The organism is Aestuariivirga sp. (assembly GCF_044238155.1).
Classification (GTDB): Bacteria; Pseudomonadota; Alphaproteobacteria; order Rhizobiales; family Aestuariivirgaceae; genus Aestuariivirga.
Genome location: NZ_JBIIDX010000105.1, coordinates 1 through 12,718 on the forward strand (window position 1 = coordinate 1; position 12,718 = coordinate 12,718).

Annotated in this window: 12 protein-coding genes; 8 read left to right on the forward strand and 4 right to left on the reverse strand. The window is 59.3% G+C overall.

The window, feature by feature from the left end; translation table 11 throughout:
- The 3 genes from ACILRN_RS11530 to ACILRN_RS11540 all read left to right on the forward strand — a co-directional run.
- Nucleotides 1-1,809 (forward strand): DNA translocase FtsK (locus ACILRN_RS11530; RefSeq protein WP_395688438.1); only part of this gene is annotated, 1,809 nt, incomplete at its 5' end.
- A 279-nt stretch (nucleotides 1,810-2,088) separates the two neighbouring features.
- Nucleotides 2,089-2,742 carry an outer membrane lipoprotein carrier protein LolA gene (locus ACILRN_RS11535; protein ID WP_395688440.1) on the forward strand — a complete coding sequence of 218 codons (654 nt, stop codon included), beginning with the start codon at nucleotides 2,089-2,091 and terminating at the stop codon, nucleotides 2,740-2,742.
- A gap of 64 nt (nucleotides 2,743-2,806) precedes the next feature.
- Complete coding sequence (locus tag ACILRN_RS11540) at nucleotides 2,807-3,613, forward strand: exodeoxyribonuclease III (RefSeq protein ID WP_395688442.1); 807 nt, start codon at nucleotides 2,807-2,809, stop codon at nucleotides 3,611-3,613.
- Between the two features lie 11 nt (nucleotides 3,614-3,624).
- Here ACILRN_RS11540 and ACILRN_RS11545 read toward each other — a convergent pair whose 3' ends face one another.
- Together ACILRN_RS11545 and ACILRN_RS11550 are read right to left on the reverse strand one after the other, a co-directional pair.
- A complete protein-coding gene (locus tag ACILRN_RS11545) occupies nucleotides 3,625-4,092 on the reverse strand; it encodes a Crp/Fnr family transcriptional regulator (RefSeq protein WP_395688444.1) in 468 nt (155 codons plus the stop codon).
- 109 nt (nucleotides 4,093-4,201) lie between these two features.
- Nucleotides 4,202-4,888: a response regulator transcription factor gene (locus ACILRN_RS11550; RefSeq protein ID WP_395688446.1), complete on the reverse strand. Its 687-nt coding sequence runs from the start codon at nucleotides 4,886-4,888 to the stop codon at nucleotides 4,202-4,204.
- A gap of 102 nt (nucleotides 4,889-4,990) precedes the next feature.
- Here ACILRN_RS11550 and ACILRN_RS11555 point away from each other — a divergent pair, with 102 nt between their 5' ends.
- Nucleotides 4,991-5,518, forward strand: a complete 528-nt coding sequence (locus ACILRN_RS11555; RefSeq protein ID WP_395688447.1) for a L,D-transpeptidase — start codon at nucleotides 4,991-4,993, stop codon at nucleotides 5,516-5,518.
- A 32-nt stretch (nucleotides 5,519-5,550) separates the two neighbouring features.
- Here the strand turns inward: ACILRN_RS11555 and ACILRN_RS11560 are convergent, their stop codons facing one another.
- Nucleotides 5,551-6,210, reverse strand: coding sequence for a YggS family pyridoxal phosphate-dependent enzyme (locus ACILRN_RS11560; protein ID WP_395688449.1), 660 nt, complete (start codon nucleotides 6,208-6,210; stop codon nucleotides 5,551-5,553).
- A 135-nt stretch (nucleotides 6,211-6,345) separates the two neighbouring features.
- On the opposite strand from ACILRN_RS11560, the gene leuS reads away from it, so the two are divergent.
- The 4 genes from leuS (at nucleotide 6,346) to ACILRN_RS11580 (ending at nucleotide 11,008) form a co-directional block, all read left to right on the forward strand.
- Nucleotides 6,346-8,919, forward strand: coding sequence for a leucine--tRNA ligase (gene leuS, locus ACILRN_RS11565; RefSeq protein ID WP_395688451.1), 2,574 nt, complete (start codon nucleotides 6,346-6,348; stop codon nucleotides 8,917-8,919).
- On the forward strand, nucleotides 8,919-9,425 hold the full coding sequence (locus ACILRN_RS11570) for a hypothetical protein (protein ID WP_395688453.1): 507 nt from the start codon (nucleotides 8,919-8,921) through the stop codon (nucleotides 9,423-9,425). Before leuS ends, ACILRN_RS11570 begins: the two co-directional genes overlap by 1 nt.
- The gene (holA, locus tag ACILRN_RS11575) at nucleotides 9,422-10,459 is read left to right on the forward strand and encodes a DNA polymerase III subunit delta (RefSeq protein WP_395688455.1); all 1,038 of its coding nucleotides are present in this window, start codon (nucleotides 9,422-9,424) and stop codon (nucleotides 10,457-10,459) included. The genes ACILRN_RS11570 and holA overlap by 4 nt, the downstream gene beginning before the upstream one ends.
- Nucleotides 10,460-10,531: 72 nt before the next feature.
- Nucleotides 10,532-11,008: a hypothetical protein gene (locus ACILRN_RS11580; protein WP_395688457.1), complete on the forward strand. Its 477-nt coding sequence runs from the start codon at nucleotides 10,532-10,534 to the stop codon at nucleotides 11,006-11,008.
- On the opposite strand, the gene ACILRN_RS11585 is transcribed toward ACILRN_RS11580, so the two are convergent.
- A partial coding sequence (locus tag ACILRN_RS11585) for a DUF4175 domain-containing protein (RefSeq protein ID WP_395688459.1) occupies nucleotides 11,002-12,718 on the reverse strand: 1,717 nt, incomplete at its 5' end. The genes ACILRN_RS11580 and ACILRN_RS11585 overlap by 7 nt on opposite strands.

Consider the following 12,718-nt stretch of genomic DNA (forward strand, 5'->3'; position numbering starts at 1 on the left):
CCACAGCCTCCTGCTGGAATGCACCGTGGCCAGGCCCCGCATCTTCGCGTTGAACCGATTCTTGCCTCGGTCACGCGGCGTCCTGTCGATCCGCCAGACGAGTCTGAGGACTGGGAGGAGGATCTGGCTGGCGTAGACGAAGATGACCCCGATCCCGGCTTGGCAGATGAGCGCACGTCGGAGGAATTTGAAACTCCGGCACCGCGTGTCGCCCGCAGCAACAAGCCACTGAAGCCCAGCAAGCGGCTGAAGAAGGACCTGCAACCTGGGCTGGCGTTCAGTCGTGGTGACATCTACGACCTGCCGCCACTCACACTGCTGGCTGAACCCAAACGGGTCGGCAAGCCGATGGAGCTTTCTGATGAGGCACTCGAGCAGAATGCCCGCATGCTGGAAGGCGTCCTCGATGACTTTGGTGTCAAGGGCCAGATCCTGAAGGTTCGTCCGGGCCCTGTGGTCACGCTGTATGAGTTGGAACCTGCTCCGGGCATCAAGTCCTCACGTGTCATCAGCCTTGCAGATGATATTGCCCGGTCGATGAGTGCCATTTCAGCGCGTGTTGCCGTTGTGCAGGGCCGGAACGCCATTGGCATTGAACTGCCCAATGCCAAGCGCGAGACGGTCTATCTCCGCGAAATGCTGGGCTCTGAGGCCTTTGAAAAATCAAGCCTCAACCTCGCCATAGCGCTCGGCAAGAACATCGGTGGTGAGCCTGTCTTTGCTGATCTGGCACGCATGCCGCATTTGCTGATCGCCGGCACTACCGGTTCTGGCAAGTCCGTTGGCATCAACACAATGATTCTGTCGCTGCTCTACCGGCTTCCACCGGAGCGCTGCCGCCTCATCATGATCGATCCCAAGATGCTGGAGCTTTCCGTGTACGAAGGGATTCCACATCTCCTTGCCCCGGTCGTCACCGATCCACGCAAGGCAGTTGTTGCCCTCAAGTGGGCGGTGCGCGAGATGGAGGAGCGCTACCGCAAGATGTCGAAAATCGGGGTACGTAACATCGATGGCTACAATACTCGCATGAAGGCGGCCGCAGCCAAGGGCGAGGAGATCTCGCGGACGGTTCAGACCGGGTTCAACCCAGAGACTGGCGAACCGATCTTCGAGAAGGAGGCCATGGATCTGTCCCCGATGCCCTACATTGTGGTCATCATCGATGAGATGGCTGACCTGATGATGGTGGCTGGCAAGGACATTGAAGGTGCCGTGCAGCGCCTGGCCCAGATGGCGCGTGCCGCCGGCATCCATGTCGTCATGGCCACCCAGCGCCCATCCGTTGACGTCATCACGGGCACCATCAAAGCCAATTTTCCAACCCGCGTCTCGTTTCAGGTTACGTCAAAGATCGATAGTCGAACCATTCTTGGAGAGCAGGGTGCCGAACAGCTCCTGGGTCAGGGCGACATGCTTTTCATGGCTGGTGGTGGTCGTATCTCGCGCCTGCACGCCCCCTTCGTCTCGGATGACGAGGTCGAAAAGATCGTGGCTCATCTGAAGGTGCAGGGCGTGCCTGAATATGTTGATGCAGTCACCGAAGAGCCAGATGACGGTACGTTTGGCGAATCGGGTGGCATGGGCGGGGAATCGGCTGGCTCGGGAGATGATCTTTATGATCAGGCCGTCGCTGTCGTACTGCGTGACAAGAAGGTCTCCACATCCTATGTCCAGCGGCGTCTTCAGGTCGGCTACAACAAGGCGGCCAGCCTGATTGAACGCATGGAAAGGGAAGGTCTCATTTCTGCTGCCAATGCGACAGGAAAGCGCGAGATTCTGGTGCCGGGCGACAGCGCGCGGGTCTGAATCAAGAACCGCCCTGATCAAATGGCTCCCCGTCAGTCGCGGCGGCGGAGGTCGGACTTGACGCCCGCCGCTGCCGAACCTTCAGGGCCGGGGTGTTTCGCACCATGGCGGTGGCGCATTGCTCAGCCGGACCGGTTGCTTCCTCATCTGTCAATCAGCCTGATTCTTTCCCCAAATCTGGTTTCGGGGGGTCTGCCTCAAATTCGGCCCGTTCTTGCGGATAACACGGCATTGAAATAGATAAACCGGGTTTTCAGGCCCCTATCCGGAAAGAACAGGATGAACAGCCTATCGCAGCTCTCGCGCCGTGCCCTGCTGGGCCTTGTTTTGATGATCATGGCCGTGCCGCTGGCCCGGGCCTCGGAACCGCTCGCTCTCAACCCGGAACAGGAAGCCGCCATCAATGGCATCTCGGAGTATTTGAACAGCTTTAAGACGCTGCAGGGCGAATTCACCCAGATCAGCCCCAAGGGCAATCTTTCTCAAGGCGTGTTCTACATTTCCAAGCCCGGCAAGATGCGCTTCGAATATGCGCCTCCCAACCCCTTTCTCATCGTTGCCGACGGAACCTGGCTGACGGTCAAGAACGTCAAGAAGGAAAAAGGCGATCAGTTTCCCCTGTCTCAGACACCCTTGCGGCTGGTTCTGGCCAATACAGTCGACATCTTGAAGGATACAAAGATCCTCGACTTCCAGGATCAGGACGGAATCCTTGCCGTGACCGTCGAAGACAAGAAGAACACCCTTGCCAATGGCCAGTTGACCCTGGTGTTCGACACAACGCGCAACGTTCTTCAGCAATGGGTCGTTATTGATGGCAAGGGCCGGCGGACCACAGTTTCACTTGAGAATGTGGTGGCGGGCATACAGCCAGATCCCAAGCTCTTCGTTGTCAAGATCGACCGGAAGAAGAACGACAAGTCTAGCCCCTGACCCCGCTGTCGATTCGCCGCTACAGCTATTTCCATTTTATGCCGCGATACGCTAGATGTTGCGCATGAGCCTGAAAGTCGCGACGTGGAACATCAACTCGGTTCGCCTGCGAATTGGCCTGGTTACAAGGCTTCTCTCGCACTGGCGGCCAGATATACTCTGCCTGCAGGAAACCAAATGTCCACAGGGCCAGTTTCCATCCGGTCCACTGCGCGACATGGGCTATGAGCACATCGCCGAGTTTGGTCAGAAGGGCTACCATGGAGTTGCCATCGTCTCGAAACGGCCATTCACGGCACAGTCCTCAAGGCCTTTTTGCGGTAAGGATGACTGCCGTCACATCTCGGTGACGCTCAGCGGACCAAAGCCTGTCATCATCCATAATCTCTATGTACCGGCAGGTGGAGATGAGCCTGATCCAGTGATCAATGAGAAATTTGCCCATAAGCTGCAGTTCATCGACGAACTCGAGGCTTGGTTCGGCAAGGGCTGCGTTCCCAAAGGTCACGAGAGTATCCTCGTTGGCGATCTGAACATCGCCCCTCTTGAGCAGGATGTCTGGTCACACAAGGATCTGCTTCGGGTCGTGAGTCATACTCCGGTCGAGACAGAGGGCCTCCTGCGAATCCAGAAGACGGGCAGATGGGTTGACCTGATGCGCCGGCATGTGCCGGAGGATCAGAAGCTCTACACCTGGTGGAGTTACCGGGCCCGCGACTGGGAGTTGAGCGATCGTGGCCGCAGGCTAGACCATATCTGGTCGACGGCTGGTCTTGCTCCATCCTGCAGGAAGATCGAAGTTCTGAAGGAAGCACGCGGCTGGCAGCAACCATCGGATCATGTGCCCGTGATGGCAAGCTTCGCGGAGTGAGGGCCTGATCTTCAGGTGTTGCTGAAGGAGCGGGCCTTTTCAAATTCGCTACGGGTGGCTTTGATCTCTTCCATTGACTGCTCAAGTCTTGCCGCAAGACTGCGAAAGACCGTTGCGGCAAATTGAGGGAACTCCCTTGCGACCCGCATGAAGAGTTCGCGCTCGATGCGCAGAGCCGAAACGGGCTCCGTGGCCGTAGTCGTCAGCGCATAGTGCCTGCCGCCGATCATGGCGACTTCGCCCAGCAAGGCGCCTTCTCCTGCAGTTCCGACCGGACCGTCCTTGAGGCTGCTCAACCTGGTCTCGCCACTCAGAATGAGGTAGGCCGCATTCGCCGGCTCATTTTCCTCGGTCAGTGGCTCACCCGTTTCGAAACTCACCCTGGTGGCCGAGAAGGCCAGGACCTGCAGGTGAACAGGGTCGCACGCGCTAAAAACCGGTATGCGCCGGAATGTCTCGACATCGGCCATCACGCTCATGAGATGTAGCCCACCCACACCCGGCCAATGCCGCAGTCTTTTGCCCGTCTTGATGTCATGTTGCCTGTTTAGATGACCGCGGCCGCAAAGCCAAGTCTACGAAAACCATTCATGGAACAAGCTTGTAGCCACCTTCGGCCGTTACCAGTATCTCTGCCTGGGAGGGATCGCGTTCAATTTTCTGACGAAGCCGGTAAACATGGGTCTCCAGGGTATGGGTCGTCACCCCGGCATTGTAACCCCAGACATCCTGAAGCAGAACGTCTCGACTCGCTATCTGATCCCCGGCACGCAACAGAAATTTGAGGATGGCCGTTTCCTTCTCTGTCAGGCGAACCTTCCGGCCATCAGTCCGGGTCAGTGTCTTGGCTGCTGGCTTGAAACTGTAGGGGCCAACCTTGAAGCTGGCATCTTCACTATGGGCGTGCTGGCGCAGATGGGCCCTAATGCGAGCCAGCAGAATGGCAAAGCGAAATGGTTTGCTCACATAGTCGGACGCACCCGCCTCGAGACCCAGGATCGTGTCGGCTTCCGAAGCCTGACCGGTCAGCATGATGACGGGACCACGATAACCATTGCGTCGGATGATGCGGCATGCCTCGCGGCCATCCATGTCTGGCAGGTTGACATCAAGAATCACCAGATCCGGCAGATCTGTCATTACGGCCTTGATGCCAATCGCAGCGGTTGCCGCCTCAGTCAGCACAAACTCCTCGTGCAGCAAGAATTGCTCCCTCAGCGTTTCCCGAAGCAGGCCGTCATCATCAATCACGATGAGCCTCCGTATGCCGGTCATGACGCCATTCCCGCACGGAAGTCATTGAAATCCCTTGTACTCATGAATTGAGATGTTAGGCTGGTGCATGGCCTTTTCAAGGCGAAAGTGGAGGGAGCCAGCATGACCAGCCGCCTGGTCCCGACGATCCGTTTGCTGTGCCGCAGTGACCGATCGACCACCGGGTTGCTGGTTCTTGGCACCATGACGCTGCGGTGTTCGCTGGGCCGGTCTGGCCGCCGTTTTTGCAAGCGTGAGGGTGATGGCGCAAGTCCGAGGGGCATCTGGAAGCTCCGTCGCCTGTTCTACCGGGCCGACCGCATCTTTCCGCCCCTAAGTGGGCTGCGAGGCTTGGTCTTGCGGCCCCGTGACGGCTGGTGTGAAACCGTTGGCGATCGAAATTACAATCGCCTTGTCAGCATTCCCTACGCCACATCGCACGAGACCATGATGCGCAGCGATCACCTCTATGACATCGTGATCGAACTCTCACACAATGAGCGGCCGCGGGTACAGGGCCTTGGCAGCGCAGTATTCCTGCATCTCCGGCGCCCGGATGGTGGCCCGACGGCTGGCTGTATAGCCGTCTCGCTCAGTGACATGCGCAAGCTCCTCCGGGTCATCGGACCAAGCGGCCGTATCGTCATTTAGTGCAAGAACCGGCCTGATGGTCGGTTCTTGCTTCAGCTGCGCGAACCGAAGATTGCTGAACCCACCCGCACATGGGTAGCCCCACAGGCGACAGCAACCGGATAGTCGCCACTCATCCCCATGCTGAGCAGCGTAAGGCCATGTCGTTTTGCGATCTGTGCCAGCAAGTCGAAATGCGGCCGTGGATCCTCGTCGGCCGGCGGGATGCACATGAGCCCGGCGATCGAAAGCCCATGAAGATCACGACAGTCGCTGAGGAATTGGTCCACCAATTCCGGCTCGACACCCGCCTTCTGTGGCTCTCGGCCCGTGTTGACCTGAACGAACAGCTGAAGGCTGCGGCCTTGCCTGCGCATCTCCTGAGCAATCGCCTCGGCGATCTTTGGCCTGTCGACCGTATGGATGGCGTCGAACAGGGCAACGGCGTCAGCCGTCTTGTTGGATTGCAGGGGTCCGATCAGGTGAAGCTCGAGGTCGGGCCAGCGCGCCTTCAGGTCAGGCCATTTTGTCTTTGCCTCCTGTACGCGATTTTCTCCAAAAACCCGCTGGCCAGCCTCGATGACTGGCAGGATCGCTTCTGATCCGAAGGTTTTGGACACCACGATCAGACGGACGCTTTCAGGCGCTCGACCTGCTTCCCGGGCCGCCGCGGCAAGCCTGTGCGATACCTCATTGAGGCCGGCATGGGTCATCTGGATAGCTCCTGCGCACACTCTTGATCCGGCGGCATTTCTGGCCGGTTTGCCGGTTTAGGCCAAGCTTGCAGGCTATTTCAAGGACTGGTACCAGCAGCTTCAGATAAACCTTGACCAATAGGATCCGGGATTGTGAGCACCGAACGTTATAACCCGCGCGAGGCCGAGCCGCGCTGGCAAAAGCACTGGACTGAGGCCCGCTGCTTTGAGGCCAGCGAAGACCCCTCTCGTCCGAAATACTATGTGCTCGAGATGTTCCCGTATCCCTCGGGCCGCATCCACATGGGCCATGTACGCAACTATACCATGGGTGACGTGATCGCGCGTTTCCGCAGGGCGCTCGGCTACAATGTGCTCCACCCCATGGGGTGGGATGCCTTCGGAATGCCGGCCGAAAATGCCGCGATTGACCGGGGCGTCCACCCGAAGGCCTGGACCTATGACAACATTGCCACCATGAAGCGTCAGCTGCAGTCGATGGGGCTGGCGCTGGACTGGAGCCGAGAGATTGCCACCTGCGACCCCAGCTACTATCGCCACGAACAGGCGATGTTCATCGACTTCATGAAGGCTGGCCTTGTCGAGCGCAAGGTCTCAATGGTGAATTGGGATCCGGTTGACCAGACGGTGCTGGCCAATGAGCAGGTGATTGATGGGCGAGGCTGGCGCTCGGGTGCGCTGGTCGAGAAGCGGGAGCTCGCGCAGTGGTTCCTGAAGATAACGGCCTATTCGAATGAGCTGCTCTCCGCGCTTGATGGACTTGACAAGTGGCCGGACAAGGTTCGGCTGATGCAGAAGAACTGGATTGGCCGCTCCGAGGGCATGCGCTTTGCATTCGAGCTTGAGGATGAGACCGGAAAGCCTCTGCAGGAACGACTCACCGTTTATACAACACGCCACGATACGATTTTTGGCGCGAGCTTCTGTGCCATCTCGGCTGATCATGACCTGGCGCGTCGGCTGGCTGATGCCGACCATGGCCTTTCCGCCTTTCGGCGCGAGGTGGCGGCGTTGGGTACGTCTGAGGAAACCATCGAGCGGGCTGACAAGAAAGGCTATTTCCTGAAGCTTTATGCGCGCCATCCGTTCCGCCCCGGCGTGCGGCTGCCGGTCTACGCCGCCAATTTCGTACTGATGGGTTATGGCGAGGGTGCCATCTTTGGCTGCCCCGCACATGACCAGCGCGATCTCGATTTTGCGCGAAAGTATGATCTTCCCGTCATTCCAGTGGTTGCGCCCAAGGGAGTGGACCCTGCAATCTTCGAGATCGGTGCTGACGCCTTCATCGAAAAGGAAGGTGACAATACCGTTCTGATCAACTCCGATTTCCTCGACGGCATGACAGTGCCGGCCGCGAAGGAGGAAATTGCCCGGCGGATGGAAATGGCTGGAATCGGCGAACGCAAGGTGAACTTCCGCCTTCGGGACTGGGGTGTATCGCGGCAGCGCTACTGGGGTTGCCCCATACCGGTAATCCACTGTGCTGCCTGCGGCATTGTGCCGGTGCCAAAGGCACAGCTGCCCGTCACGCTTCCTGATGACGTGACGTTTGACAGGCCTGGCAACCCGCTCGAACACCACCCGACCTGGAAACACGTCAATTGTCCAACCTGCGGCAAAGCTGCGCGGCGCGAAACCGATACCTTTGATACTTTCATTGATTCATCGTGGTATTTCGCTCGCTTCTGTTCACCACGGGCGGCTGAACCAGTGGACAAGGCAGCAGCCGGCTATTGGATGGGTGTCGACCAGTACATTGGTGGTGTGGAACATGCCATCCTGCATCTCCTCTATTCCCGCTTCTACGCCCGCGCCATGACTGCGACCGGTCACCTGGCAATCGAGGAGCCCTTCGACAGCTTGTTTACCCAAGGCATGGTCATTCATGAGACCTTCCGTACACAGACGGGTGACTGGGTTTACCCAGCTGATGCTATCAACAAGGATGGCAGATGGGTGCACGCCAAGACAGGCGAGCCGCTCCAGATCGGTGGCGTCGAGAAGATGTCGAAGTCCAAGAAGAACGTCGTTGATCCCGACGATATCATCGCCCGCTTTGGCGCCGATACTGCACGCTGGTTCATGCTTTCGGATACGCCACCAGAGCGCGACATTGAATGGACGGAGGCTGGGGCAGAAGGCGCATGGCGCTTTACCCAGCGTATCTGGCGCCTGGTCAATGACGCAGTGGCCTATTCGGCGGGGGGTGACGCAGCCGCCTCGCTTGACCTGCGCCGCTCTGCCCACAAGGCACTGGACGCCGTCACCGAGGATCTATCTTCGCTGCGCTTCAACCGGGCCATTGCCCGAGTCTACGAACTTGCCAATGCTCTGGGTGCTGCACTTTCCGCTGGCAAAGCGGAAAAACAGGCCGTGCGCGAGGCAGCCGAGTTCCTGGTTCTGATGTCGGCGCCCATGATGCCGCATCTTGCCGAAGAATGCTGGCAGGTCATGAACAAGCCGGGGTACGTCGTCGATACCGCATGGCCGAAGCCGGAGCCCTCTCTGCTGGCGGATGATCAGGTCACGATTGCCGTGCAGGTCAATGGCAAGCGCCGGGACGAGTTGACCATTCCTCGCGATCTGTCTGCAGCCCAGGTTGAGGCCTTGGTCCTCAAGTTGGACTCCGTGGCCAGGGCACTCGATGGCCGCTCACCGAAGAAAGTGATTGTGGTGCCCGGCCGGATCGCCAATATTGTCGGCTGATGAGCAGGCTCGCCACCATCCTATATGTAGCTATAGCCCTGGCACTGGCCGGGTGTGGCTATCGGCCGCTGTACGGGTCGTCCCCGGGCAATGCCGGTGTTGCATCTTCACTGGCCTCGATCTCGATTCCCGAGGCTGGCGACCGTGCCGGACAGCTGGTCCGCAACAATCTGCTCTCGTCCATGCAGGCTGCACAAGGCGACGAACGGTATGTGCTGAATCTGACCACGACCGTATCTGACATCAATGTCGTGAACATCCGGCAGCCTGGTGTCACCCGGGAGGCGATCCTCATCACGGTGAACTATGAACTGGTCGACAAGTCCACTGGCACGGTTGTCAATCGTGGCAGCAGCTTCTCAAGAGCCAGTTACGACGTGATCAGACAACCCTTTGCTGACCTCCAGGCCAAGACAGACGCCACCGAACGCGCTGCGCTGGAAGTGAGCGCCGATATCCGCACCAGACTTGCTGCGCACTTTGCCAAGCAGCAGAAAAGCGCATGACGGCGATCAAGCCTCAAGCGCTTGAGGCTTTTCTGCGGCGGCCGGACCCGGGTATCATTGCCGTGCTCATCTATGGCGAGGATGGAGAGGCCGTACGCGAGCTTGCTGAGCGGACGGTTGGCAAGATGGCTGGTTCATCAGTCGATCCCTTCAATGTGGCATCGCTGTCCGAGGCGGACCTTGCAGCTGATCCCGCAAGGCTTGCTGATGAGGCACAATCCATCTCGATGTTTGGTGGCAGCCGTGTGATTTGGGTGCGGGGTGCCGGTGATGCATTTCTCAAGTCGGTCACGCCACTGTTGCAGCAAGAGACCGCTGGCAATCTCATCGTCGCGGAGGCTGGCATTTTGGCCAAGTCGTCGCGGTTGCGGGCTTTGTTTGAAACAAGCACCAACAGTCTGATCCTGCCCCTCCATCAAGTACAGTCGGGTGACATTGCCGGATTGGTGGAACAGAGCCTGGCCGACAATGGTCTCCGTATCGGCGCTGATGCGCTGGCTCGCTTCATCGAACTCTGTGGCAGCTCGCGCAGCCTTGCGCGGCGGGAAGCCGAAAAGCTGGCGCTGTATGCCATGGGTTCGGAGCGCGTGAGCCTTGCCGATGTTGAGGCGATATGCGGTAACGATACGGGTGCCTCACCGGAGGCTCTTGCAGACAGTGTTTTCAGCGGTGAGGTTGAAGTGGCTGATCGTCTGCTTCACGATCTGCTGCAATCGGGCGAAGATGCCGGACGCCTGCTTTCGGCAATCCATCAGCAGTCCCTTCGCCTCTCGGAATTTCGCCTGGCGATTGATCGTGGTGCATCGTCTGACCAGGTGGTGAAGCAGTCCCGTCCGGTCATATTCTTCAGGCGGCAGCCCATCATTCAGGCCCAACTTCGCGCATGGGGGTTATCGGACCTGGTGGCCGCGGGAAGCACACTTTTGTCGGGCATTCTGGCGATACGCCAGACATCGAGGCTTTCCCAGGCGATTGCGGATCGCTGCGTGCTTTCTCTGGCGCGCAAGGCCGCCGCCTTGCGCCGGGATCGCTGAAACAAGCGGCAACACACACGCCTGGCGCAAGTTAGGTGGTTCAGACTGCGATCTCAAACTCAGCTTGCCGGCATGGCCGATAAATTAACCGACATTCTAACCTATGTGCTCTCCGCAGCGCTGGCGATTTCAGTCATCGCCTTCGCAGCCTACAAAATCGTTGTCCTCAATCGCATGGAAGATCCGCCTGCCAATCTCGGGCTCAATTTTCCTCCGGCCAAGCGCAAGATCATCACCGACATACCTCCTGAGTCTGATCCGATCACCACGCGCAGTCTTGGCCGTTCCCTGACTACCCGCGGTTTGCCGCCACAGCCCACAGTGAACGCGGTGACAGCAGGTCAACATGTCTATGAACTGCTGACAGTTGTTGATGGTGTGGCGTTCGTCACTGTTGAATCGTCTGATGACAAGATGCTGGTGCCGGTCAGTATTGGCACGAAGCTGCCTGGCGGCCTGCGTGTTGAATCGATCTCTCAGCGGGACGGCCGTTGGCAGCTCATCGCCGGGTCGCTGGTGCTTTCGCAGGGGTCAGCGACCGCTCAGTAAAGGCCGCGCAGCAGCCGTTCGATATAGTCCCGCTCCAGCCGAGGCAGGCCGGCGTCACCTGCCTTTGCCCGCAACATGTCAAGAATTTCACGCGCGCGTTGAATGGCCTGCTCGGACGGCAGCATGTCACGGTCCGGCCCCGTATCCTCACCCCGGCTGCGCATCGGCCGGCCAAGAGGATCCCGGTCATCGCCGCGCGATTCGCCAGCCCGTCCCTCGCTGTCTTGCTGACCCTGCGATTGCTGCATCATCTGACGAGCGAGCCCGCGTGCTCCTTCACGCAGCTTCGCCAGCGCCTCGCCCTGCTGGCCAAGAGCGCCGTCCCGGTCACCGCCGCGCAGCGAGTCCTCTGCTTGCCCCATGTCCTCACCTGCCTCGCCAAGGGCGCGCGGTGCAGCAGTACCGTTCTGACCGAACTGGCGCATCAGATCGCCGAGCATCTGGCCAAGTTCCTGCTGGCGGTCACCGAGGCTTTCCATGCCCTGTGGCACTTGTCCACCGGGCTGTGGCTGACCATCCTCGAAGTTCTCCGACCGCGGCACGCGCTGCGTATCGTCCATCAGCTTCTGTTGCTGCCGCATCAGGTCTGAAAGTTCGTTCAGAAGCCCGTTCAGCGGACTATCCTGGCCCTCCCCCTGCTGTGGCATGCCCGGGCGAAGATTGCGCAGGATGTTCTCGAGTTCGGAGAGCAACTGCTCGGCGGCGTCGTTGGCGCCGCTCTGGGCGAGCTGCTCAATCATGTCGAGCATCTTCTGCAGGTCTTGAGGGCTCACCACGCGTCCCTCCCGAGGCATGTTCTGTTGCAGGACCCCATCCTGATCGAGCTGTTTTTGAACCTCCTCCATCATTGATTGCATGTAGCGGTCGAGTGCTTCGCGCAGCTGGCGTGTCAGCTCGGCGATGCGTTCCGGTGGCGCACCCTCCCGCAGTGCCTTCTGAAGCTCTTTGCGCAGGGCGTCGAGTTCGGCCTTGGCGTCTGCAAATGCACCATCCTCAATGTTGATGGCGATCTGCCACAGCATGTTGATCACGGTGTCGATGCTGTCCCGGTTGGCAGCGGCGCGCAACCGCGACAGGGCAGTCGCAATGGCGATATGCGTACCGCTGCGATCGATCAGTCCTTCCGGATAGGCGAGAAGCGCAACCAGCATCTCAGCGACACCGCCGGCTTCATCTGGATTGAGGATCAGCCGCCTGCGCTGTTCGATCAGGGCGCGGGCGAGAAGCCGCGTGAACTGCCGCTCTGGCAGACGGAACACACGTTTTTCACTTTCGGTGCGGTTACCTGCCGCGTCGGTTGCAGTGAGGGTCATCTCCACCATGAAGCCAGCCCATGGATGCTCCGCCATGTCGGCCTTGCTCTCGCCGGTCTCATCCTTGGCGGCGTTCTGGCGCAGTCTGATGGGAAGTTTTGGCGGCTGGAACTCGAAGATCCCCGCATCGGAAAAACCAACGCCCTCATCCTGATCATCGGCAAGATAGATGTCAGCCGTGACACCCGTTACGCCGTAGTCGTCCGTGACTTTCCAGGGGGCGGTGAGCATGCCGGAGGGGTCCCCTGTGGGTTCTGCGGTGATTTCAATCGTGGGCGCAGAATCGGGGATGAGAGAAATGTGCCAGGAACCAAGCGTCGTGCCCCCGTCTGTCAGGATCACGGCCGCAGGCCGGTCAAGCTTCACCTCGGCCTGAAACATGCCGTCCGCCTGCTTG